Origin of the sequence: Shewanella sp. SR44-3 (assembly GCF_014163735.1) — a bacterium.
Classification (GTDB): Bacteria; Pseudomonadota; Gammaproteobacteria; order Enterobacterales; family Shewanellaceae; genus Shewanella.
Genome location: NZ_JACJDV010000009.1, coordinates 1 through 25,499, shown reverse-complemented (window position 1 = coordinate 25,499; position 25,499 = coordinate 1). Strand labels below are relative to the sequence as shown.

Here is a 25,499-nt window from a genome sequence, read left to right as displayed (position 1 = left end):
TATGCCTCTATTTAATTGATATTAAGGAATGCGAAGGAGCAATGTCAGGCTGTCGCCGTGACAATATTCCAGAAAAATACACTAACGACATGGCAACCAGGCTTGCTGAAACCACAGCCACCCCATAGGTTGTTGTGATAAAAAAATCTAACCAGCTCATATCAGCTTGAGAAAAAGTGCGATACAACAAGATGCCAACGCTACCCAAATAGCCAGCAGAATCAGAAAGATAAATAAGAAATCCAGCATTAGCAGTCACCCCTAGCGAGGCGATAAGTCTGTCATAGAGAAAGCAGTTATAGGGGATGTAAGCAATGTAGATCCCTGCGCCCAGCATAATCATCCATGTTTTAGCTTCAAGTAAACCCAGCTCAAAACACCAAGTGGAAAGACCGAAAAGCCCAATGCCAAACAAGATCACAAAATGATTGGCAAATAATGCTTTGATATTAGAGCGGATCAAAACCATAGCTCCCAGCACCACAGACACTAATAAGGCAACCCTTACTCCTGTGTAGGCAAAAAGGTTGCTCTCACGGCCAAAACCCAAGGCTTGCCATAACTCAGCTTCAAAATTATCGCGAAAATCCCTAAGCCCAGTGAGCAAGGTGAAGCTCAATACCAACAACACAAGTCCCAGCGCATAACGGCTGAAAAATGCCCAACGAGCCTTGGCATCCATCGGGACACGTTCAGCCCTCATGGCAATATCTTTAGCATCAGGCGGCGGTAGCTTAGCGAGCCCAAGCACAGAGATAAGCAATAACGGGATAAAAATTACCCCTGTAAGCGCCGGCATCCACAATTCAGGCACTTGCCACTCAACAATTAAATAGCGGCCAATACTCCTTACCCAACCAGAAGCCACAATAAAAGTAATGCTTAAACAAGCACCTAGCACTTCAGTGACTCTGCGGCCTTCAAGAAAGGCAAAAACTAAGCCCCAAATCATCCCCAGAGGCAAACCATTAAAAAAGAGACAAACAACGTTATAAGGGGCGGGTAAAACGGCAAAGGCGATTAACGCGACTTCTGATAATAAAACCAAGATTAAAATGCTGCAGGCCCGCCTTGAGGCAGGCATTTCTGACACCACTTTAATACCAATGAATTTAGACAATAAGTAACCAAACACCTGTGAAAGCACTAAGGCGACTTTATAATCTAGCGCAAACTCCCAGCCTTCTACGCCAAGGTAAGCTGTAGCGGTAAAAGGTTTGCGAAACGCATACATGCTGAAATACGTCATAAAGGCAGCACTTGATGCATAGATGATTAACAGCCATTGAGAACTCGCTAGCCTTGATTTTAATGTTGACAAAATAGACTCCGATAACACTGGTCTAGTCCAGATGAATTTATCTTACCTACAGTCTATGAAGCTTTTATTTCACTAATAAGATCCTAAATGATTCCTGCTTGACTCATCTAGCAGATAGACAAGCAAGTTGATAAACTAGCGCTTATTCAGAACAGCAGAGAACTCACATGGCTCAATTTGTATACAGCATGCTTAGAGTGGGCAAAATTGTCCCGCCGAAGAAGCAAATCCTTAAAGACATCTCCTTAAGTTTTTTCCCCGGAGCCAAGATTGGTGTGTTAGGTCTTAACGGCTCTGGTAAATCTACCTTACTGCGCATCATGGCAGGCCTTGATACTGAAATTGAAGGTGAAGCTCGCCCTATGCCAGGCCTTAAAATTGGTTACTTGCCTCAAGAGCCTAAGCTTAATGAAGAGCAAACCGTGCGCGAAGCCATTGAAGAAGCGGTCGGCGAAGCTAAAAATGCCATTAAACGCCTCGATGAAGTCTATGCTCTTTACGCTGAGCCAGATGCGGACTTTGACGCCCTAGCCAAAGAGCAAGGCGAACTTGAAGCCATTATCCAAGCCCAAGATGCCCACAATTTAGACCACATTCTAGACAGAGCCGCCGATGCGCTGCGTCTTCCTGAGTGGGATGCCAAAATCGGCGTGCTGTCTGGGGGTGAACGTCGCCGCGTGGCTTTATGTCGCTTGCTACTTGAAAAGCCTGAAATGCTGTTACTCGATGAGCCAACCAACCACTTGGACGCCGAATCCGTGGCTTGGCTTGAACATTTCTTACAAGAATACGCTGGCACCGTGGTCGCCATTACCCACGATAGATACTTCCTCGACAACGCAGCAGGCTGGATTTTAGAGCTTGATCGCGGTGAAGGTATTCCATGGGAAGGCAACTACTCATCGTGGCTTGAGCAAAAAGATGATCGCCTAAAGCAAGAATCAGCCACTGAAAGCGCCCGTCAGAAAACCATAGCCAAGGAATTGGAATGGGTACGCCAAGGGGCAAAAGGCCGTCAATCTAAAGGCAAGGCCCGTATGGCCCGCTTTGAAGAATTGAACACCAATGATTACCAAAAACGCAATGAAACCAACGAGTTATTCATTCCGCCAGGGCCTCGTTTAGGTGACAAGGTGATTGAAATTACTAACCTAACCAAATCCTACGGCGATCGCGTCTTAATTGATGACTTGACCTTCACTGTGCCAAAAGGCGCTATCGTCGGCATTATCGGTGCTAACGGCGCGGGTAAATCTACCCTGTTTAGAATGATTTCCGGCGATGAGCAGCCAGACAGCGGCAGCATCTCAGTGGGCGAGTCAGTACAAATTGCCTCGGTTGAGCAGTTCCGCGACTCAATGAACGACAAAAACACCGTTTGGCAAGAAATCTCTGGCGGCCAAGACATAATGCGCATCAACAACATGGAAATCCCAAGCCGTGCCTATGTAGGCCGGTTTAACTTCCGTGGCGGCGATCAGCAGAAAATCATCGGCACCTTATCCGGCGGTGAGCGTAACCGCGTCCACTTAGCCAAGCTATTACAAGCGGGCGGTAACGTACTGTTACTCGATGAACCTACCAACGACTTGGACGTTGAAACCTTGCGAGCACTGGAAGAAGCCTTATTGGAATTCCCAGGGTGCGCCATGGTGATTTCCCACGATCGTTGGTTCCTCGACCGTATCGCCACCCACATCTTAGATTACCGTGACGAAGGCAAGGTGAACTTCTATGAAGGCAACTTCACCGAATACTCCACTTGGCTCAAAGCCACCTACGGCGCCGACATCGTCGAACCCCACCGCCTGAAATACAAGCGCATGGTGAAGTAAAGCCTCTCTGTTCGAGAGTCATAACACAGACAAACAAAAGGGCATCGAATTCGATGCCCTTTTTTATGGCAGAAAGTTAGCGCTTTAGCGCATTGATTTCGACATAAGTGTGCTAAACAATTTGTACTGAACGCTTAAATCTCAAACGCGGATCACTGAAATTCCCACATACAGGCTTGCCATGGCCCATTTCTTTCATAAAAAAGTCTCATAGACACCCCGACTTCTTGTGAGATCAATACCCATAAATCTGTCACTGAGACTCTGCCATACAGGCTCGCCATGGCATTTACTCAACGACACGCGTATATACATCCCTGTAGCTCGCTTCGACGTCCTGTCTCAGACGGTCGTCTCACAAATCACCATGATTCACCATTTCAGTTTGTGTGTGCCCATTAGACTTAAAGATTACAGCCTATTTTAAGTCATTTGGCAGTCCCCACAAGACTCAGCCCCAACTCATTTTTGGCGAAAGCCAAGGACTAAGGTACAAAACTTACTTAAACGTGGTGTCAGGATCCAAGTGGCCGTTGGCTGTGGGATCACAAGCAAGGGTCCATGGCGAAGCTCAAAAACTCCGGGGATACAGCAAGCGCTGAGTAATGAATATCTTAAGAAAGCGGGTTTATGCTCACTAAGAGATGGATGGATCGCAGTTCATTACCCTAACCAGAAAGTCTAGGTTAGGCGTTCTAAATGAACCGCCCAGTGCGGAGCCGCATGCAGGGTGGTGTGGGAGCTGGAGGCTAGATACCTCTGGCTACCCGATTAGGCTTTTAATCTCCGATAATTGAAGATAGCTCTTTTAGTACTTGCTCAACGTCTGAACTTGCTAGCGAATCAACTAAGGAGATCTTTTTACCAATACCATTTACCGATGTCCCTACAACAATCCCTTTATTTTCCACAGCGTTGAGCCAAAAGCGATCGTGAAAATCATTTGAAAAATGATTGTTCACCTCTAAGTTCTGATTCACTTCATGCAGCTTGCTAATATATCCATCTATCGAAAACTTATTGTTACCATTTGAAATAACGATGATTTTCTTCAAATCATTAATTATAGGCGAAATTAAGCCGATGAACTTCTTTGAAATCTCGTCAATATCTGAGATCTTCGGGTAAAAATAAGGATCGATAATGATTAACGTTTTAATAGGTTTGAGTGTCATAACAAACTTATGAAATACAAGCTCTATGTCGTCAATATGCATGCTCGGTGTTGTAATATCGTCCATTGCAATTGAGAATTTGAGCATAGAACTAAAGCCGTTGTTAACAACTTCATCTATAAAATTTTGCCTAAAATAGTAAACAGGATCAGAAACAATACCCACATCATATTTGTCTACTATTTTGTGTTTATGCAGCTCCCCGAAAAAATCAGACAAATCGCCTTCGGTTTTCTTTGATACTGATAAATATAATTTCCTGTCCATACTCCCTCTTGAAGCCTAACGTCTTAGTATTTATGCCTTGTGCCGTTTGCAAAGCATAAATCGCGTGTTGGACTTGGCCGCTGCCACGCCCAACGTAAATTGGTATGCTATAGGAATTTGCTTTTCCGAGGTAGTCATTTCTTATACTAGTTGGCAGGTAATCACTTGATATCGTTTTAGCTTTATCACCTTATGCACCTCACTTTAGCTTACACATGAGCTTGATGTTTTAACTCATAAAATCAACACGTCAAGCCCTCAATTGACACTACCGGCAAAGATTACACCAACTCCCCCTCGAAGTTGCCGAAATATTCAAGTAAAAATGCCGTGTAACCATCAGGGATGATGGTTAAGGCTCGTTAGCACAAGGATGTGCTGTCGAGCCGTTAGGTATTTTTACTTGAATATAAGGATCAACAACTTCGTCGGGGCGGCATGGAGGGCGATCCAAGAGGGAGGGTTTGCTGTTGAACTTTCCCTCTTGGTCGGGTGTGGGTTGAAGACCCGCGACGTTAATCCAAGCGAAGCTTGGACATCTTACAAACAAGCTTTGGGTCTAAAACGTGCCAAAACCTAATCATGATGCACAAGACGAAACATGCTGATTGTAGATCTAAATGGCAACTTCATGCTGGCTGGAAGGTGTTAGGCTAAATGGCTCGAGTAGAACGATTGAACTAGGCTGCTGGGATGCTGTGCCCGAGCTTACCGGGACTGTTTGTATTGCAATTAACCATCTGTATTAATTGAAAAATCAATGATTACTTGACGAAAACTTCATCTAATTTAAACATCTCCAGTCGCTTGCCAGCTTCTTGGCTAACTAACACCATCTTTTTTGCCACTTCATTGACAGTTATCGGCCGATAACGCCTAAGAAAAGGGATGCTGAAAATCACAGGGAAAATATAAGCCGCGACTCTTTCGCTTAAGCGAAAATGGCTGCGTTCACCCAGCAATAGTGAGGGTTGAAAAATGCTGATGCGATTAAAGCCTAGCGCGCCCACTTTTACTTCTAACTCCCCTTTCATTTTTAAATCCATAAACATGACTAGCACTATTAATTCGTGACTAGCACTATTAATTCGAATCTTTAATAGTGGAAATAAGCGCTACACCGTCGATTTTAGCTGCATAACAATACTTTTTTACACTATTAAACAATTTGGCTAATAATGTTTTTTTACACTATAATCTCAATATTTAGACTCAATGACGGAAATTAACACTATTATGGAACTCGATAGAAAAAGTAATACAGCTATCTTGGAAGTGATAGGAAAGCGATTCTTACAGGCGCGTCTCAATGAAGGGCTGGAGCAACTGGAGTTGGCTGATAAAGCTGGCGTAAATGTCTCAACTGTTCAGAGCTTAGAGAGCGGTAAACGAAGCGTTGGAATGATAAAAGTGTTAGCTGTAATGCGTGCCTTAGGCAAGTTACATGAAATAGATAACTTTATGCCGGAGCCGCCAATTAAGTCAGCATCTTTGCTTACAGCAAGAAATCAAAAGCGTAAGCGTGTATCAAAACCTAAGGGTGAAAAAGAGCCGTCAACGGGTTTTAAGTGGAATAAAACGATTTCACAATTACATGGGGATAAGGACAAGTAATGGCAGAAGTAATCGAAAAGGCTGATGTATATCTGTGGGATACATTGATAGGCTCAGTCTCTTGGCAAAGGGGATTGGGGTTCTTTGAGTATTCAAAGCACTTTCAGCGTTCGGGTATAGAGTTGTCGCCAATTAAAATGCCGCTAAGCGGTAAGTCTTATTCGTTTGGTGATTTATCAGAAGAAACCTTTAAAGGTTTGCCAGGAATGTTGGCCGATAGTTTGCCGGACAAGTTTGGTAACAGATTAATTGACCAGTGGCTAGAGCGTAATTCTCGCGATCCAGGATCATTCAGTTCAATAGAGCGTCTTTGTTATATCGGCTCTCGTGGTATGGGTGGTTTAGAGTTTAGGCCGACGGTTGGTGCGCTCAAAGACAGCGTATCTGAGATTCAATTAAGTGAGCTTGTTGATTTGGCGAATAAGGCGCTCCAAGAAAAAGCTGAGTTAAATGCGACGCTTGATCATGAGAGTCAGGAAGCGCGGCGCAAAACTGTTGAGCAAATTATTTTAGTTGGTACATCTGCTGGTGGGGCGCGAGCAAAAGCGGTTATTGCGTGGAATAAAGAAACCAATGTCATTAAAACTGGTCAAGCTCCAGCTGGTGAAGGTTTCGATTACTACTTGTTAAAGTTTGACGGTGTTGATGACAATAGAGATAAGGAGTTGCTGTCAGATCCGAAAGGTTTTGGTTTACTTGAATATGCGTATTACTTAATGGCACGAGATGCTGGGGTTGAAATGAGTGAATGTCGTTTATTTGAAGAAAACGGCCGTTCTCACTTTATGACCAAGCGCTTTGACAGGCTTAACGGTGGTGACAAGATTCATATGCAATCGCTGTGTGGTATGGTTCACTATGATTTCAATGTATCTAGTGGCTACTCTTATGAGCAGGCGATAGGCGTTATGCGTGAGCTTGGTTTATCGGCCAAAGACATTGAGCAGTTCTACTTGCGGATGGTTTTCAATGTGGTGTCTGTTAACCAAGATGATCACACAAAGAACATTTCGTTTTTAATGGATCAGTCTGGTGTTTGGCAGCTGTCGCCAGCTTACGATATCACTTATAGCAATGGTACTGGCTGGACAAGTAAGCATCAAATGACCATTAATGGTAAAACACGAGATATTCAGTTGGACGATTTATTAGCTGTGGCACATTTTGCTGACATAGGTAAAGCGAAAGCTAAGAAGGTGGTAAAGGCTGTGGTGGAAATAGTTTCTAATTGGTCGCATTACGCGAAACAATCCGGTTTGGTGTCCTTTGGCGATATGGATGAACTTGTCGCCGAAGTTGGTAAAGCTCACCGCTTGTACTTGGGAGATGACTTATAGTCTTCAATAGGGGGGCAAAACGCGCTAGAACTCCGGCCAAAGTTTATCGATGAGCGGCTCAATTAATACCTCTTGATTAAAGCTAAAAAGTTACACTGGAGCCAATACGAGAGCATGGCGCTAAATGGTTCGAGTTAAACTATTGAGCTAGGCTGCTGGGATGCTATGTTCGAGCCCATAGCCCCTTCTTGACAAAAACTTCATCTAATTTAAATGTCTCCAATCGTTCTCCAGCTTCTTGGCTAACTAACACCATCTTTTTTGCCACTTCATTGCCTGTTATCGGGCGATAACGCCTAAGAAAAGGGATGCTGCAAATCACAGGGAGAATATAAGCTGCGATTCTTTCGCCTAAGCGAAACTGCCTGCGAACACCCAGCAATAGTGAGGGTTGAAAAATGCTGATGCGATTAAAACCTAACGCGCCCACTTTTACTTCTAACTCCCCTTTCATTTTTAAATAGGGGCTATTGCTTTTTTCACTGGCGCCACTGGATGAAACTAATAAATAGTGGGATACGCCGTTATTAAGCGCAAGTTGTGCTGCCTCAAATTGATAATCAATATCGACCTTGCGCTGAGCTGCTAATGAGCCTGCTTGCTTAAGCGTTGTCCCAAGGCACGAGAACAAGATATCCCCCTTAAAAGCAGCGCTGTAAGCGGCTAAACGTTCAAAGTTAACAACATAATTCACCACCTTAGCGGATGAATAAGCCACAGGGCTGCGGGTTATGCTAATGATTTTTTCAATATGCGCAGCATTAACTAATTGCTCAACCACAGATTGGCCAACCAAGCCTGTAGCCCCTAAAACTATCGCCGTTTTCTTCATCATCAGCTCTGTTTGTCTCTCAATGGGTGTAAAGTAACATATCTAGATCTAGGGTATACACACTAAAAGGATAACAGCCCCTATTCTCCTACCTGTTGCTTTAAAAATTCTAGCCGTTGTAGATCTTGCTCATCCGGCTGCCAAGGTTCATCGGATAGCTGCAGGGCGGCCTAAGGGTTACTCCCTTAGCAAAAAAAGCCCCGCGAATCTGCAGGGCTTGTTTCTACTAACTGATGAAATCAACCTTATGAAAACTAATTACATGACTTTTAGGGTAATAGTTCCAGTTTTACTCTCACCAGCCTTAGTCGTGTAACTATAATCAAATGTAGCACTATTTGTACGGCTTACAGTATCATCCTCTAGATAGAGGTAAGCATTACTTGAATATCTGTAACCGGATTCTAAGCTAGTTCCCCTCAGAGGAGATACAGAATCATAAATAACATTTTCATTATGAGCCGCTTTTAACAAGTATTGCTTATTTACATTTCCCAGGTAACCAGACTGAACGACTTGGATCACATTGTTTGCAGCAATGTTGACTCCGTTAGTCGTATAAGAGGTCATAGTGAGAGTGAACTCCCTTAAGCTATTAATAGACATTGGGAAATATGCTCTAACATTTGAGTTAGAGCCGCACCAACTGCAAGATACAGCAACATCGGCAGTATTTTTGCCAACGACGAGTGCACCATTGGTAGTGTAATTTGTGTTATCCAACACAATATCATTAATGCTAAAGCTATTTTTGTATACATCAAATCTGCTTAAATTGTCATTAGAAACGTCTTCCTGTTGACCAGAAATCACATTAACTAGCTTGCCGATCCGATACTCATATTCACCATCATCTAATGATGCTGGATTAGGTGATGCCGTCAGTTTAGTTCCGTTTAACGTTAGCGTGACTTGCGACTCAAGAGTTTTATTATCACGTTTGACCGAAGTGCTACCCGGTGAGACCCCCTGATCATTAGTGGTATTTCCAAGTATAACTTTCAATGCATTCACAGAGGCTAATGTCACACTAATCTGCTTGCCATTTTCTTTAATTAATTCGACTGGCGCCGAATAAAAAATCTCAAGTTTATTGTCTTTAACCTTCTGTGAAAGCGCTGTGATTGAAGGTGACTGGTAACTAAATGTAGATAAAGCTACAACTAAATTAAGTTTGCCATCTACGATTTCGGTAACAAAATTTTGGTGCTGATTGCCAGAGACTTGAACTCGGTATTGCTTTTCAAAATCAGTCGGATAAATTGTCATTTCAGCGCTAGTGTAGTTCAGGTTACCAACAGTAAAACTAGGTATTTTAACCGTAAGAGCTCCCCTGTACCGAGTATCTAAGACATACTGAGAACTGGCAGTGTCATAAGCAAAATAAGCATTGCCATTATCATTATCACTTGTTGAGACTCTAGCTCCTTTTAACGCTAAACCCTCATCATCGAGCAAGCTCAAGCGTAAATTATATTCCCTTAACTGGTTGACTTCTTTTAGATAAAGGGTATTTTCAGCCCATACCTTGCTTGCACTCAATAGCTTAGTCGCAGAGCCGTCCTGCCCAAGCTCCAACTCGAAATCGCTAACACCATCGCTATCGACATCGAGTTTTGCATGCAACTCAGTTGAGATCCCTTCGGGTAATACCAGCTTGTACTCGCCAGTCTCTTTCGTGTAGACAGCAAAGCTCTCTTGTTGAAGTAGTTCTAAGTTATAAGGGCTGTAATTGTACGGGGAATTGTTTACAACATATTGTGGATATATCTCTAAGTTCTCAACATAGGTGTTTTTGCCCGTATCTAACAGTGTAAGTAGCTTTTCTTTTGGCTTACCCACTAAGATTTCACCGAGATCTTGGCTGATGACTTGACCTTGTGAGCTCATTTTTGTCATGCCTTTGAAAGTCATGGAAACGAACGCTGCTGAAGGGCTGGCCACTTTCAATAAGAAATCACTGTTTGCAGCTTGTTTAGTCAGAAGCACCTTGGCATTAGTGACATTAACAGGCGCCGACCATTCACCGCTAAACTTGATTGAAACTTGGGCATCAGATAAATCAACATCTGCACTGGCACCCTTAATTGTTGCGGATAAATTAATCGGTGCAATATTTGCGTCAATTTGGCCTTGTAATAATTTGTTTTGAGCCTCTAGCGCAGCAACAACACCATCGTTATTCTTATCTTCAACCTCTAAACAACCGGACAAAGACAATGCTGCTGAAACAGCTAACGCTATTTTAATATTATGTGACATCAAATACTTCCTATATTTTTTAAATTCCATTAAATACTTACTTTTTTCAATATTTCCACAAGAAATTATCGACGCTTTATGTTATCCATTTACATAAACATGAGATTACAACTTTGTGGCGCAGGAATGTATCAAAGCTATTACAGAGCTGCAATAAATTTATGAAATAACGATTAAACTTGTATCTTAAACTTGAAACAACAATGGACAATAAAAACAAAAAAAAGAAACCACAACAAATCGCTAATAAAGATATTTTCATAGCGGCTTGGGTAGTTATGCCTAGACCTCAGCAATTAGCGACAACTTAATTTAGCAAATGTCGTACGAATAAACTTAACTCGGGAAAAGCATTTCTCACTTTTAGAAATAATAGCTGCGAGTTAGTCCCGCTATCTATCCCACCATGAACTTTAAAATTTCCGCCGTAATGGCCCTTGACTCAGCCGAACAACACCTACATAAGGGGATAACGGCTTGAAACCTTCGTTCAGGAACCTTCGTTGTGACTTTAGCTCACCATTTACATACAAATTCATATTGAAGCAAGGTTGATTAGGCAATAACGAATACAGAAAAAAAACACCTAAACATTTAACTTAAAAGAAAATAATTCCCATTGTCCTGTTAGTGTCACCTAAGCGTAATGCCTTAGTATTGATTCTCAGAGCTTCTTTGACAGTATTTGTTTTTGTTGCTAGCTTAAATCCGTTAGCTGGAGTTTTGTTGCACATGACAACGACCCTGATATCAGGGATATGACTCAAGCTAACACTCATAGTGTTTGGCAAACTAATTGAAAAATTAGGACGCAAAGCTTCCGGTCTAAGGTTGTAAATGGATTTCTTAGAAAATCTTTTACACAAACTAAGATAGCGGGGCTGCTGCAGAACTGGATCTTGTATCTGGTTCTGTAAAAATAAACTCGCATTTTTTAATGCTGTTGTTTGTCCAAATACCACTTTTATATCTACGCCTATAGCTAAATGTGAGCTAATTAGGCTGCAAATGGAGTGCATTAAAGTGGCAAACCCTACTGTTTTACCTCATTGTTTAAAACTCAGCATCATAACCGCCTCGCTCATAGCAAGCCAAGTTGTGACCAGCCAGTCAGCGTTAGCCCATGGCTATGTGCTGGCGCCAGAGTCACGTTCCTACGCCTGTAAAACAGGTAATAACACTAGCTGTGGCGCAGTGCAATGGGAGCCTCAAAGTGTTGAAGGCCCCTCTGGATTTCCAGAGGCTGGCCCCGCTGATGGCAAGTTAGCCAGCGCGGCCAATGGTGCATTTTCACCTCTAGATGTGCAAAGCCCAAGCCGCTGGTCAAAAACCGCTATCACCTCAGGGTGGAATGCCTTTACTTGGCAATTTACCGCTAACCATGTAACCCGTAACTGGCGCTACTATTTAACCAAGCAAAACTGGGATCAGAGCCAAGCTTTGAGCCGTGCAAGTTTTGATTTAGCCCCTTTTTGTGTGGTCGATGGCGCCATGGTCCAGCCACCTAAACTCGTGACCCATAATTGCTACGTGCCAGAGGGACACAGTGGTTACCAGGTCATTTTAGCCGTATGGGAAATCGGTGATACCAGCAATAGCTTCTATAACGCGATTGACGTCAATTTAGGCACAAATGTGCCCAATCAATGGCAAGACATTGGTGATATCAACCCCTCTTTGGATCTTAAGGCTGGCGATAAAGTCATGACTCGCGTGTTTGACGCTAATGGTGAGAAAACAGAGAAACAAACGTTAATCACTATTGCTGATGCCACCCAAGGGGATAAGCAAAACTGGCCTTTCCTGCTCGCCAGCACCATTAATGCTGAACAAACTCAGCTTAAAGCTGGACAAAAAAATGCAGCGGGTGACATAGTGCCAGTTTACGGTAAGAACGATATTTTTACTGTGGCAAACTCAAGCATAGAAAGGGTCGAAATTGGATTTGATTTAGCTCCCTCCCCTGGTAATCAGTTAGATGTGACCTCATTAAGCGCTGATATTGAAATTGTCGATAATACCGCCCAAGTCCGTTTCGATGTGACAACCAATACCGACATGCAAGTCTCAGGTTATTTATATGACCATGACGGCGCAGCTTCAGGCTTTGTAAATCAAGCAATTAATAATACTAGCGCCAGCTTAGTGCTGGATGTGGTTAACCCTAAAGCGGGCCATTATCACTTACAGGTAAAAGGTGAGCCGGCCCAAGGTGATATTATCCAGCAGGATTTTGACTTATTTTTAAAGGATAAAGCGCCAGTGCCAGAAGCAGACTTTATATTCCCACAAGGAATACAAAGCTATACCGCCAGCACCACAGTATTACAACCAAAAACAGGGAAAGTCTATCAATGTAAACCTTTCCCCTATAGCGGTTACTGCAAACAATGGACCCCATCAGCAACCGCCTTTGAACCTGGAGTAGGTGCATCCTGGACAATGGCATGGACTGAATTATAGGCCCATAAATAAAAGAGGCTTCAACCTTTACGATTGAAGCCCTTATACTGCTTAAAATACCATTAGGTTATTTCAAGCTAGTTATTTTCCTTTAATTCTTGAATGCTTTTTGCAACGGTTTTAGATAATGCTTCAATAAAAACCGTTTCATCGGATTTATCTCTTAATAACCCGCCCATAAGCTTAAGATTCATCGCAAAACCACCGTTAAATACTAAATTTTTTCTTGAAATAGTGGTTAACAACTTATCGCCATCTTTCACTTTTATCTCATAGTCATAAATTGGATATGCTAATGAGTCTGAGGGGATTGCTGTCGCATCACCGACAAAGCGTCGATTATAAATCATCACTATGTCTAACGAGTTCATCGTCGTATCTGTTGTTATTAAATCAGCCTGTTTCAAATTTGATTTGATACCAGCTACCACTAAGTCTTTTATCTCGTCATGGCTATGATATACAATTTCAGGCGTAACAAATTGATTAACCGTTAATGAAATATTACCAAGATTAAATTTCTCAGTTGTTTGTACCGCAGCTTGTTTAGGAGTGCTGCTACATCCTGATAGTCCAGCTAACAGTAAACACGTCATCCCAAGTGTTAATACTACTTTTTTCATATCACTCTCTATTAATCTACATCCTATAAAAATGAAATTATCTTACTATATGAAAAATATGTCATTATTTATTTTTTGTAAGCCATTATTTATACAAATATACTCTTTACTAAAATGGCCACAACAGCATTAACTCCCCCTTTAATCCAATGGGCTGCCATTAAAGACAGCGTAATGTTAGATTTTATACTGATGGAGTCTAGACAATCATTTTTTTGACTGAAACTTTGGGCTATAAACACTTTTTGCCTAGGTAATTTGCCTAGGTAATATAGCCCATATGCCCAGAATAGGTCAGTGACATAGTGCAGACACAGGGAATAGTATGACTCTAATAATCAAAGCCTTCCTGAGCGGCGATGCCGTTATCGAAAGCATGTTTGACTGCAACGATTTCACTGACAGTATCGGCAAGTTCGATTAAGGCGCGGTGGCAACTGCGACCTGTGATGATCACGTGCTGCATCGAGGGGCGGTTATTTAAGGCTTCAATCACCCGCTCAAGCGGCAAGTAGTGATAACTTATCATGTAGGTCAGCTCATCGAGCATCACCACATTTAAGCTCTTATCTTTAAGCATCACTTCAGCGGCTTGCCACGCGTCTAACGCGGCGGCGGTGTCTTTGGCTTTATCTTGAGTATCCCAGGTAAAACCTGTACCCATTACATGAAACTTAACCCCAGCCCCTTCAAGTAGGTTACGTTCGCCGCACTCCCAGTTACCCTTGATAAATTGCACCACCCCAGCCTTGTGGCCGTGACCGACGGCGCGGGCAACGGTGCCAAATCCTGAAGTGGACTTGCCCTTACCGTTGCCAGTGAGCACCAACAAGATGCCTTTTCTGTCTTGGGCGGCGGCGACTTTAGCATCAACGGCAAGCTTTACTTTTTGTTGGCGCTTTTTATGACGCTCGGCATGAGTATCCACAGATATTGTGCTCATGGTGCTATCTGGCGTTGTTTCAGGAGCCGACTCTAGCTCGAGTGCTTCTGGGCTTGAATGCCTGTCTTGGTTTGAACTCACTGGCGGCTCCTTGCTTTGTTTATCACTAAATAAGGTGGGCATTAATAGCGTACATTTGAGCACGCTATTAATGTTTGTGTTGACGACTCAGTTGAGTCGATGAGATTTTTGGCACTTAAACTTAACCCCTCAAATCTAAGCACTCAACCTTAGGCACTTAAGCCTACAGCAAGGATCACCAAGTAACACATGATTTCACTCACTTGCTGGGCTGCATCTAAGGTATCTCCAGTGTAACCACCAATCTGGCTTCTAAAATATTTACACAGACAGAAGCGCAATGCCCACAAGGAAATAAACAGCACAAAGGCCGCTAAACCATTGAGCCAAAACAGCACAAAAATACCACTGGCCAGCAAAATAAATAAATCATTTAATGATTGGTCATGACTTAAGCGCTTACCTTCAGCAAGCTCAAGGTCGGTGACGTATTTAACACTGAAGATTAAGCTTGATGCCAACACTCGGCTCAAGGTGTGAGCCACAACAAAACCTGTAATCGCTGCCCACGGGCTAAATAAGGCCAATTCCACCAGCAGCTGCCATCTAAGCAATAATGCTAACGCCAGCACCATGGCACCATAGCTCCCCAAATGATCATCTTTCATGATCCTGAGCTTATCCTCAATGGTCTTACCGCCAAGAAAACCATCAGCAGTATCGGCTAAGCCATCTTCATGAAAGCCTCCCGTCACCAATAAGCCTGCGACCATAGCCAATAAAACAGCCACACTGGTAGGTAACCATTGCTGAGTAAACCAATACACTAACGCACAAATAAAGCCGATTAGCAGCCCGACTAAGCCAAAATAACGGCTAGATTTCTTAAGCTCATTATCATCCGCCCTCACCCAAGCAGGAATAGGTAGACGGGTAAAAAAGCCCATAGCAACAAAAAATAAATTCAACTGTCTTAACCAGTTATATTCATTCGACATTCAAGGTGTTCCTTAGTTAAACAGCAGTAAAGCTTAGATAAAGATGGTTATTTTTAGTTATTCAGCCACCACGTTAACGCTGTGGCGGCTTTGCTATTCTTACAATTTATTTTAGTACTGCAATGATGATCAATTGATGACACACTAGACTTTCAACCATCTGCTTAAGCGGCAGTATTTTACAAGTAAAGCCGCCTAATTACTCAACAATTTCAGCTTTTTTTCATTACTTTTACTAATACTTCAACCGATTATAATAATGCCTAGCATGAACTTTGCCTCTACTGAAGTGGCCTCTTCATCCCACGCCTCAACTCAGCGGCGCCCGCGTAAAACCACCAAGAAAAACACACTGCCAATGGCGGCAGTAATAATGCCTACAGGCAACTCTTGATTAGCTAAAATGCAGCGAGCAAACACGTCCACCCACAACATAAACAGCGCACCAACAAGCGCAATCAAAACCAAACTTTGGCTCCGTGGCAGCAGCAATCTCACTAAATGCGGCACCATTAAACCGACAAAACCTATGCCGCCACAACTGGCTACGAGCGTTGCAGTGATCAATGAGCATAGCAGTAAAACCCCAAGGCGCAGCTTAACCACATTCACCCCTAAGGTGTGGGCCGTTTCATCTCCCGCCTGTAGCGCCAATAGCTGCCGCTTAAGGCCAATAAACACCAAACCACACAACAGCACCACAACACTTGGCAATATAAGGGATAACCAAGAAGCTTTGGTGAAGCTGCCTAGACTCCAAAACAGCACTGATGCGGCGGCTTGCGGGCTTGAAAAATACAACACCAAACTGGTCAAGGCGCCAAACATAAACGAGGTTGCCACCCCAGAGAGTAACATGCGCTCAATTTGATTGCCCCTGCCAAAACCTGACAAACTGAGCACTAAAAGAATCGACAGACTCGCGCCAACAAAAGCCCCCAAAGACAAAGAAAGGTGGCTCCAGCTTAATACGTTGCCGCCCACCACCAGCAAGGAGGTGCCCATCAAGCTCATCACCACTACTGCGCCGAACGCCGCCCCTGAGCTTATGCCAAATAAATAAGGATCAGCTAAGGGATTGCGGGTCACGGTTTGCAACACACTGCCCGCAAGGGATAATCCTGCCCCTGCCACTATGGCCAATACTATTCGCGGTAAACGCAAATCTATCACGATGCGCTCGATTAACGGGCTCACTTCGCCAAGACCCAACAGACTGTGAGCTAAAGCCGCAATCACTTGGCTAAGACTAATATCCGCCGCGCCGAAGCTCGCCGCTAATAGCGGGCTTACTATTACAAGCAAGAATGCCAGCAAGAGTATGATTGATTTACCCCAGCCCTGAGTCATCATTGCTCTGCTCCATCAAAACCAGCGTCCCTTTCGGCAGCCCTTAGATTGGCCGTCGCAGTGGATAACGCATCAGCACTGGCGTTGTAGCCATAAAAGTAGCTGATCAAAGGTTGACCATGTTGAGGGTGAGGGCGAATATCGCTGCAAACCCCAAACACTTCACTTATGCGCGCGGGAGTCAGTACTTCATCGGGCTTTCCATGGGCGACGAGGCGACCTTGATGAATAAGCAGCAGTTTATCGCACAGGGCGCTGGCAAGGTTTAAATCATGAATGGAAGCCATTACGCTAATCCCTAAGCTTTTGACTAGCTCAAGGATTTGGATTTGATAACGTATGTCTAAATGATTGGTGGGCTCATCTAAGATAAGCAGTCTGGGCTGTTGCACTATAGCTCTGGCAATCAAGGCGCGCTGTTTCTCACCACCCGACAATTGATTGAACTGTTGCTCAGCTTGAGCCTCAAGCCCAACCTTAGCTAAAGCTTGGTCTACCCGTTGTTTATCTTCAGAAGTTAGCCCATCAAACAAACCTTTGTGGGGCGTGAGCCCAAGGCTTACTATCTGCACTGTACTCATGGCTAACTCCCCTGAGCCTGTGGCTTCTTGCTGCACCACGGCAATCATCTTGGCAAGCTCTCGAGAAGAATACTGACCAAGCTCTCGGCCAAACAACTCAATACGGCCCTCACTTGCCTTAATAAACCGATACAGACAGCGTAATAAGCTGGATTTCCCTGCGCCATTGGGGCCAATAAGCCCCAGCATACTGCCAGACTCTAGGCTAAAATTCAGATTATCCAGCACCTGCTTATGCCCTGCCTGCCAACTGAGTCCAGATACTATTAATACTTTATCTTTCAATAGGCTAGCTTGGTCAAGCTCAGCTAATGGTTCGCCGTGATTCATTTGGCTTTCTTTGGCCCCTTTTAATTAACCGCACTCTTTTTGTAATAAATTGCATTATTTTTAATCGCGCTCTGATAAACAGCAATCTTATTAACAGCCCCCTTATTAACCAAGTGCTATCAACCGTGTTTTAGCGAGTACATTATAACCATGCGTGCTTCATGGCTCTCTTGGGCCTAAGTGTACGTGATATGCCATGCAAGTCATTAATAAATGATGACTTAAAACTTATCCCTTCAACTAATATTAAATAGGCACAAACCTAAAGCATGTAAATATTACAGTTTGTGCTTGCCCTTAGGGTTAAAAGCTGATTAATATAGCCATCTAGATGTCTATGAATCCGCGATAATTGATGAATTGTGAATCAAAGTTTTAAATCGTAAATCCTAGATCACATTCAATCTTGCCTGACCTGCTGAACCCCAGCAGCGTCAGTGATACCAATGACACTAGATGCAATTGAACAGTATAAAGTCGCTAGATTTGCGTCGTTATCGCGCCACTTATTTTATGCAGTAAAAGGTAGACAATTCATGGCAACAGCAGCACACAGCAGCACCTTAGTCCAACTCACTGAACTATTAGCTCAGCGCATAGTGATGCTGGATGGCGCCATGGGTACCATGATCCAAGACTACAAGCTGGAAGAAGCGGATTATCGCGGCGAGCGCTTTAAAGACTGGCACTGCGATGTCAAAGGTAACAATGACTTATTGGTGTTAACTCAGCCGCAGATCATCAAACAAATTCACCTAGATTACCTGCTAGCCGGCAGTGACATCATAGAAACCAACACCTTTAACGCCACCACTATCGCCATGGCCGACTATGACATGCAGTCATTGGCGGCTGAAATAAACCAAGTGGGCGCCCGCCTTGCACGGGAAGCCGCCGATGAAATTAGCGCACAAACCGGTATTCGCCGTTATGTTGCTGGCGTCCTTGGGCCCACCAATCGCACTTGCTCCATCAGCCCAGATGTGAACGACCCAAGCTTTCGCAATGTGAGTTTCGATCAACTCGTTGAGGCCTATCTTGAGTCCTGCTTAGCCTTAATCCAAGGCGGCGCCGACATCATCATGGTGGAAACCATATTCGATACCTTAAACGCCAAGGCGGCGCTGTTTGCTATCGAAAAAGCCTTCGATGTCTTAGGTGAGCGCTTACCTGTGATGGTGTCTGGCACCATAACGGATGCCTCGGGCCGTACCCTCACAGGGCAAACCACAGAGGCCTTTTATCACTCACTGCGTCACATCAAGCCCATTTCCATCGGCCTTAATTGCGCCCTAGGGCCAAAAGAGCTGCGCCCTTATGTCGAAGAGTTAGCAAGAATTTCAGAAACCTATATTTCAGTACACCCTAATGCTGGCCTGCCCAATGAGTTTGGCGGCTATGATGAAACCCCAGCGGAAATGGCCGAGATCATAGGCCAATGGGCCGAAGAGGGGCTGGTGAATATCGTTGGCGGTTGCTGCGGCAGTACCCCAGCTCACATTCGCGCTATCGCAGAGGCGGTGGATAAATTCGATGCCAGAGCCTTGCCTGATATTGCCATCGCCTGCCGCTTATCTGGCCTTGAGCCCTTGACCATAGACAGTAACTCCTTATTCGTGAACGTGGGCGAGCGCGCCAATGTCACGGGCTCTGCCAAGTTTTTGCGCTTAATCAAAGAAGAGAAATTCGAAGAAGCCTTAGATGTGGTGCGCGAGCAAGTCGAAAACGGCGCCCAGATCATCGACGTCAACATGGATGAAGGCATGCTAGATGGCGTGGCGGCCATGAGTCAGTTTTTAAACTTAATTGCCTCTGAACCCGATATCTCACGGGTGCCCATCATGATTGACTCCTCCAAATGGGAGGTCATAGAAGCCGGGCTTAAGTGCGTGCAAGGCAAGGCCATCGTTAACTCCATTTCCATGAAAGAAGGTGAAGCGGCCTTTATTAAACAAGCCACCTTAGTGAAGCGCTATGGCGCCGCCGCTATCGTGATGGCCTTTGATGAAGACGGCCAAGCAGATACCCGCAAGCGTAAAACCCAGATTTGCACCCGCGCCTATCGCATTTTGGTGGATGTGGTGGGCTTCCCCCCCGAAGACATTATTTTTGACCCTAATATTTTCGCCATCGCCACCGGCATAGATGAGCACGATAACTACGCGGTGGATTTTATCGAGTCCATCAAAGACATTAAGGCGAGCCTGCCCTATGCGATGATTTCCGGCGGCGTCTCCAACGTGTCCTTCTCATTTCGCGGCAACAATCCGGTGCGCGAAGCCATACACGCAGTGTTTTTATACCATGCCATTCAAGCGGGCATGGACATGGGCATAGTCAACGCGGGGCAGCTGGCGATTTATGATGATATCGACCCCGAGCTTAAATTCAGGGTTGAAAACGTAGTGCTTAACTTGCCCTGCCCTGTGGCGGACTCCAGCAACACAGAGCAATTATTAGACATCGCCGAGCAGTTTCGCGGCGATGGCAGTCAAGAGGTCAAAAAAGAGGACTCAGCTTGGCGCAGTCTGCCAGTGGCCGAACGCTTATCTTATGCCTTAGTTAAAGGCATCACAGAATTTATCGATGAGGACACAGAAGCTGCCCGCCTTGAGTCCGCGCGGCCGCTGGACGTCATCGAAGGCCCCTTGATGAATGGCATGAATGTGGTGGGCGACTTATTTGGCTCGGGCAAGATGTTCCTGCCGCAAGTGGTCAAGTCCGCACGGGTAATGAAAAAAGCCGTGGCCTACTTAAACCCCTATATTGAGCTTGAAAAGGTTGAGGGTCAGTCCAACGGCAAAATCTTGATGGTAACGGTAAAAGGCGATGTGCACGACATAGGCAAGAATATTGTCGGCGTGGTATTGGCCTGTAATGGTTATGAGGTTATAGACCTTGGGGTCATGGTCTCCATTGAGAAAATCATCGAGGTAGCACGGGCTGAAAAGGTCGACATCATCGGCATGTCTGGGCTTATCACCCCAAGTTTGGATGAGATGGTGCACAACGTAAAAACCTTAATGCGCGAGGGCTTAAGCTTGCCGGTTATCATAGGCGGCGCCACTTGCTCAAAAATTCACACCGCAGTGAAAATCGCCCCGCATTATCCCCCTGGCGCCATTTATATTGCCGATGCCTCCCGCGCTGTGCCCATGGTGGCAAAGCTGATTGGCAATCAAACTCGCCAAGACACTATCGATGCCACCTATGTGGAATACCAAGAGATGCGCGAAAAGCGTTTATCGCAAACTAAGCGTAAAACCATCACCAGCCTTGCGAAAGCGCGAGAAAACCGCTGCCAACACGACTGGCAAGATTACACCCCGATTAAGCCTAAAATACTGGGCCGCCAAGTGTTTGAGGATTATCCATTAAACGATTTAGTTGAGCGTATCGATTGGACCCCCTTTTTCAGAAGTTGGGAGCTCCATGGTCGTTATCCTGACATTTTAAACGACAAAATCGTCGGCGTTGAAGCCCAAAAGCTGTTCGAGGATGGCAAAGCCATGCTAGAACAAATCATCACTGAGAAGTGGCTCACCGCTAAGGCGGTCATTGGGCTGTTTCCCGCCAATACGGTGAACTTTGATGATATCGAGCTATACGCTTGTGACGGCACTGATGAGGACCGAAGCAATCCAATCATGACCACCCATCACCTGCGCATGCAGCTTGAGCGTGTGGGCAATGATAACTTTTGCCTCGCCGATTTTGTCGCGCCAAAAGAGTCAGGCGTTGCCGATTACATGGGCGGGTTTGCGGTCACCGCAGGCCACGGTATTGATGAGCATGTGGCCCGTTTTGAGGCCAATCACGATGACTACAGCGCTATCATGCTTAAATGCTTAGCTGACAGATTAGCAGAAGCCTTTGCAGAAAGAATGCACGAGCGCGTGCGTAAAGAATTCTGGGGTTACGCTTTTGATGAAACCTTAGATAATGAAGCGTTAATTCGCGAGAAATACAAGGGCATACGCCCCGCACCCGGCTACCCGGCATGCCCTGATCACACAGAAAAAGGCTTGTTATGGGAACTACTTAAACCCGATGAGACTATAGGACTTAATATCACCGAAAGCTATGCCATGTTCCCCACCGCAGCGGTGTCCGGTTGGTACTTCGCCCACCCCAAATCCCGCTACTTTGGCGTCACCAACATAGGTCGCGATCAAGTGGAAGACTACGCAGCACGTAAGGGAATGAGCGTCGCAGAAACCGAGCGCTGGTTAGCACCAGTGCTTGACTATGATCCTGAGTAAAAGGTGAGCCCGAGTAGGGATTGAACCTGAGTTTGATCTTTGAAATCGGCCAAAAGAGCAAAATAAAATGGGTGATAATCGCTAATATAGATATTTGTCACTCACTAAATTTAAGCGTGCCTTAAAGACTAAATAGCATTTATCTAAATAATTCCAGTACAGGCTTGCCAGGGTGTTCACTTGCCGACACGCGTGAATACTTCCATGTAGCTCGCTTCGACGTCCTGTCTCAGACGGTCGTCTCGCAAATCACCATGGTTCACCTTTTGGGCTTCAGTGTGTGATTTTCGATTTAAAGATCAAAATAATAATTTAACGATGTGTGGCACCGTTAAAATCAAGCGGTGCACAGCGCTTCATACGACTTCACGTCGCACGGGCAATAACAACTTAGAGCGGTCACTCTAAACCGTGCTCGGACAGAAACATTTTAGAGCTTAAACTCTGAAAATGGCTATTGGCATTAGGATAAGAATGGCAATCTGACATGTACTAACACAGTCATCAACAGTAGGTAAATCTTTGTTATATTTTGAATAATAAAGAAGAGAGAGACGGTAATAAATCGGCCAGCCATTATAAAACAATAACATAATGCACTTTCGGCATGTGCTCAAGCAAGTTAGCGGGATTTCCCTACTAGACGGTTAATACGACATGGAATTATGTAAGCTGATTAGCTAAATAGATGAATTTCATTAAGAAGTAGCGATTCCCACCCATGATGACCCATCCCATTAGGGGATTAGGCAGATTTGAAAGAAACTATAATAAACAGGTGTGTGAGATTAGCCTGCTTTTAAGTGCTGGCAACAGCTGGCGAAATGTCGTCGACGCTTTTCTAGATGCTCGCAGTAGCGGGTAAGCTCTTGAAGTGTGCCCACTGGGCCGTGAAAGAGCTTGCCAAACTCAGTGGTGAGTTTGAGCCAGTTATCCTGTGGAATGTTCAATCTCGTGAGTAACTTAGCGCTGTTAGCACTGATAGCACCCCGCTTATCATTGCGAATAATTCGTCCTGTATCATCAACCAACTCGAGATAATCCTGCACCGAAAATGCAATACCTTTGGGCTGATGTTGACGTTCATTGCCAATGAAAGGTAATAAACTGTTAGGTTGTTCGCCTTTCAAGGCTGCCTTAATCCGGAGCTGAATACTGGTGTGATCTGATCGTTCTGGAGTGTCAGCAATCTTTGCTCTGATAGGGTTGAGATCGACATAAGCCATACAGGCCAATACTGCGGCCTCATCTAGCAGGGCCTGCGATTTAAAGCGGCCTTCCCAGAAGCGGCCGGTACAGTTATCTTCTTGATTTGCTTGCCGTGCAATTGGCTCATTAAGACAGCGCATGAACCAGCTGATGTCGCACAGTCTGCTTCGATAAGTGGCAATAGAATGCTTTAATCTGAGCACTTCATGGGCTTCAACGACTTCACCTTTAACAAATTTTTGGGTTATTTCATCACCATTAAATAGCTTGTGCCACTGCTCAAGCACTTCACGATCTGTCCAGCGATTTGCGATTTCAATATCAATTCTTAACACCACATGAAGATGGTTAGACATCACTGCAAAGGCTGCCACATCGATGGCAAAAACAGCTTCGAGTTCAAGCAGTCGCGATTCAATCCAGCCACGACGATGATCATAATTTTTACCCGAATAGCGATCATCACCGCAGAGGAAGGCGCGGCGAATAACGCGGCTGCAACAACTATAGAAAGGAGTGTCTTCGACACTGATCTGAGTTCTTCTAGGGCGTGGCATAGCAAGTTCTCCTCATTAACACTTTTACTGAGTCTAGTAGAGGATGCTAAAACACGCTATTTATTGTGGGTGTCCACATTTATTGATGGGCATATCCGAGTAAAATAATCTTCAACATCACAGCCGGTGAATACGCTGCTGCACCCGTTTTATCATTGTGATACCAGGCATCAAACCCTGATAAGTCGAGTTTGTTTTCGATAATATAACAAAGGGCATACTCAAACGTACCAGGCAGTATTTGCTCAGAAAAATTGATGGGAATGAATTTACTTTGGCAGGATAAGTCAGGCTTGTAGTTGGCCATAACAATTTACTGTAGGTGAATAATATCTATTAGATCACAGACATCGACACGCCACAAGCTCAAAAAACAACCAATTATCTTTATTTGTAAAAAGTCGCTGAAAACGTCTTTTAGGGAGAAATTCTACAGCCTCAACGCCTCACTAAGAGGCAAATAATAGTTGGTTAAAATAAGCGACGAAGGAGCAAAAACCAACTGTTATTTGTCCTTTTGAGTGCCTTGTTAGGCATACATTACTGATTACTCACCAGTTACTACATTTGAATCATTTGCTTTATTTACTGAAAGATGAAGAACAGGAAATGATGATTCACCACCGATGCCACCAACCATTTTTTGTTTTTCTACTGCGGCAAAAGCGAAAATATTAAATTGGCGTAATGCCTTTATTTCTTTATCTAGATCTCTTGATGCATTAATTCTTTGGATTGGTTCCATCTCCTGAGCTAACTCAGCCCAGTCTTTAACATTTTGAATAAAACTACTAACCGCATCTAACTCTTCATCCGTTAGCTCATCACTGTAATCGTTATAAAAAGCACATGCTCCAGCGGCTAAATTAAACATTTCTTTCCCTGAATTAATCACAGGTAATTTATCTGGAATTTCTTCTTTAATTCTTTTTATTCGGACTCTTGGTATTTCAGGTTGATCTTTTAATTTATCTTCAACCCATTTCTCATGGTTGCTTTTTATTGTTCTCAATAATTCAGGAGTGTAAGTTTCAACCTGATCGTCAATTTGTTTATGGTGGATACGACAGAGCAATATGAGGTTTGTTACATCATTAATCTTTTCTCTAGGAAAGTCAGAGTTACTTCTCGGACCTTTGTTAGCACCTGAAATAATGTGGCATTCTTCTCCCACAACAGATTCATTGTCATTTTGAGTACTATCAAAAACTAATGTGTGCCTACACGTCGCACATTTGTTTCCAGACTTACCCCAAAGTATTTTTCGGTTTTTATCTGAAATTGACACTGAACACTCCCTGTATGCCTAACGCCGCGTTAAACGGACAAAAATTGTGGGTTATAATGTGTAGTGGAGCGAAACGTAATCCACTGTTTTTGTTCCATTTAAACGCCTTGTTGAACGAAGCCGCTTTGCGGCAGTAAAGATAAAGCTCACCGCTATCCACTCATCATAAATACTTACTAGACCCTGCCAATTAGGCATTTATCTAGGAGTATTATCATGAACCCATCCGAG

Annotated in this window: 18 protein-coding genes, 1 pseudogene and 1 riboswitch; of the genes and pseudogenes, 6 read left to right on the top strand and 13 right to left on the bottom strand. The window is 44.2% G+C overall.

Annotated elements, in window-relative coordinates:
- Positions 1 to 7: 7 nt before the first annotated feature.
- Entirely contained in the window at positions 8 to 1,321 is a 1,314-nt protein-coding gene (locus H5073_RS07115; protein WP_259394845.1) for a DUF5690 family protein, read from the bottom strand.
- A 167-nt stretch (positions 1,322 to 1,488) separates the two neighbouring features.
- Here H5073_RS07115 and ettA point away from each other — a divergent pair, with 167 nt between their 5' ends.
- Entirely contained in the window at positions 1,489 to 3,156 is a 1,668-nt protein-coding gene (ettA, locus tag H5073_RS07110) for an energy-dependent translational throttle protein EttA (RefSeq protein ID WP_182678360.1), read from the top strand.
- A gap of 469 nt (positions 3,157 to 3,625) precedes the next feature.
- A pseudogene (locus H5073_RS18350) lies at positions 3,626 to 3,841 on the top strand (group II intron reverse transcriptase/maturase); the annotation flags it as partial.
- Between the two features lie 94 nt (positions 3,842 to 3,935).
- On the opposite strand, the gene H5073_RS07105 reads toward H5073_RS18350, so the two are convergent.
- Both H5073_RS07105 and H5073_RS07100 read right to left on the bottom strand, forming a co-directional pair.
- Positions 3,936 to 4,598, bottom strand: coding sequence for a hypothetical protein (locus tag H5073_RS07105; RefSeq protein ID WP_182678358.1), 663 nt, complete (start codon positions 4,596 to 4,598; stop codon positions 3,936 to 3,938).
- A 764-nt stretch (positions 4,599 to 5,362) separates the two neighbouring features.
- Positions 5,363 to 5,632, bottom strand: a complete 270-nt coding sequence (locus H5073_RS07100) for a hypothetical protein (RefSeq protein WP_182678356.1) — start codon at positions 5,630 to 5,632, stop codon at positions 5,363 to 5,365.
- A 181-nt stretch (positions 5,633 to 5,813) separates the two neighbouring features.
- Here H5073_RS07100 and H5073_RS07095 point away from each other — a divergent pair, with 181 nt between their 5' ends.
- Positions 5,814 to 6,212 (top strand): helix-turn-helix domain-containing protein, encoded by a 399-nt coding sequence (locus H5073_RS07095; RefSeq protein WP_182678354.1) that lies wholly within the window; start codon positions 5,814 to 5,816, stop codon positions 6,210 to 6,212.
- Positions 6,212 to 7,549 (top strand): type II toxin-antitoxin system HipA family toxin, encoded by a 1,338-nt coding sequence (locus H5073_RS07090; RefSeq protein ID WP_182678352.1) that lies wholly within the window; start codon positions 6,212 to 6,214, stop codon positions 7,547 to 7,549. Before H5073_RS07095 ends, H5073_RS07090 begins: the two co-directional genes overlap by 1 nt.
- Before the next feature lie 163 nt (positions 7,550 to 7,712).
- Here H5073_RS07090 and H5073_RS07085 read toward each other — a convergent pair whose 3' ends face one another.
- Complete coding sequence (locus H5073_RS07085; protein WP_182678508.1) at positions 7,713 to 8,381, bottom strand: NAD(P)H-binding protein; 669 nt, start codon at positions 8,379 to 8,381, stop codon at positions 7,713 to 7,715.
- Between the two features lie 258 nt (positions 8,382 to 8,639).
- Positions 8,640 to 10,643 carry a hypothetical protein gene (locus H5073_RS07080; RefSeq protein ID WP_182678350.1) on the bottom strand — a complete coding sequence of 668 codons (2,004 nt, stop codon included), beginning with the start codon at positions 10,641 to 10,643 and terminating at the stop codon, positions 8,640 to 8,642.
- Positions 10,644 to 11,419: 776 nt separating this feature from the next.
- Positions 11,420 to 11,532: riboswitch (cyclic di-GMP riboswitch) on the top strand.
- A gap of 134 nt (positions 11,533 to 11,666) precedes the next feature.
- Between H5073_RS07080 and gbpA the strand changes: the two genes are divergently transcribed.
- Positions 11,667 to 13,106, top strand: coding sequence for an N-acetylglucosamine-binding protein GbpA (gene gbpA / locus H5073_RS07075; protein WP_182678348.1), 1,440 nt, complete (start codon positions 11,667 to 11,669; stop codon positions 13,104 to 13,106).
- Positions 13,107 to 13,183: 77 nt separating this feature from the next.
- On the opposite strand, the gene H5073_RS07070 is transcribed toward gbpA, so the two are convergent.
- From H5073_RS07070 to H5073_RS07050, 5 genes are all read right to left on the bottom strand, one after another.
- Entirely contained in the window at positions 13,184 to 13,729 is a 546-nt protein-coding gene (locus H5073_RS07070; RefSeq protein WP_182678346.1) for a hypothetical protein, read from the bottom strand.
- Positions 13,730 to 14,060: 331 nt separating this feature from the next.
- Entirely contained in the window at positions 14,061 to 14,672 is a 612-nt protein-coding gene (gene cobO, locus H5073_RS07065) for a cob(I)yrinic acid a,c-diamide adenosyltransferase (RefSeq protein WP_182678506.1), read from the bottom strand.
- 230 nt (positions 14,673 to 14,902) lie between these two features.
- Positions 14,903 to 15,691, bottom strand: coding sequence for an adenosylcobinamide-GDP ribazoletransferase (locus tag H5073_RS07060; RefSeq protein ID WP_182678344.1), 789 nt, complete (start codon positions 15,689 to 15,691; stop codon positions 14,903 to 14,905).
- 315 nt (positions 15,692 to 16,006) lie between these two features.
- Positions 16,007 to 17,044: an iron ABC transporter permease gene (locus H5073_RS07055; RefSeq protein ID WP_182678342.1), complete on the bottom strand. Its 1,038-nt coding sequence runs from the start codon at positions 17,042 to 17,044 to the stop codon at positions 16,007 to 16,009.
- On the bottom strand, positions 17,041 to 17,952 hold the full coding sequence (locus H5073_RS07050) for an ABC transporter ATP-binding protein (RefSeq protein WP_182678340.1): 912 nt from the start codon (positions 17,950 to 17,952) through the stop codon (positions 17,041 to 17,043). The genes H5073_RS07055 and H5073_RS07050 overlap by 4 nt, the downstream gene beginning before the upstream one ends.
- A 536-nt stretch (positions 17,953 to 18,488) precedes the next feature.
- On the opposite strand from H5073_RS07050, the gene metH reads away from it, so the two are divergent.
- The gene (gene metH / locus H5073_RS07045; RefSeq protein WP_182678338.1) at positions 18,489 to 22,214 is read left to right on the top strand and encodes a methionine synthase; all 3,726 of its coding nucleotides are present in this window, start codon (positions 18,489 to 18,491) and stop codon (positions 22,212 to 22,214) included.
- Positions 22,215 to 23,002: 788 nt separating this feature from the next.
- Here metH and H5073_RS07040 read toward each other — a convergent pair.
- From H5073_RS07040 to H5073_RS07030, 3 genes are all read right to left on the bottom strand, one after another.
- Entirely contained in the window at positions 23,003 to 23,980 is a 978-nt protein-coding gene (locus H5073_RS07040) for a transposase (RefSeq protein WP_182678336.1), read from the bottom strand.
- A 79-nt stretch (positions 23,981 to 24,059) separates the two neighbouring features.
- Complete coding sequence (locus tag H5073_RS07035) at positions 24,060 to 24,287, bottom strand: transposase (RefSeq protein ID WP_182678334.1); 228 nt, start codon at positions 24,285 to 24,287, stop codon at positions 24,060 to 24,062.
- A 240-nt stretch (positions 24,288 to 24,527) separates the two neighbouring features.
- Positions 24,528 to 25,268 (bottom strand): HNH endonuclease signature motif containing protein, encoded by a 741-nt coding sequence (locus tag H5073_RS07030; protein ID WP_182678332.1) that lies wholly within the window; start codon positions 25,266 to 25,268, stop codon positions 24,528 to 24,530.
- Between the last annotated feature and the right edge of the window lie 231 nt (positions 25,269 to 25,499).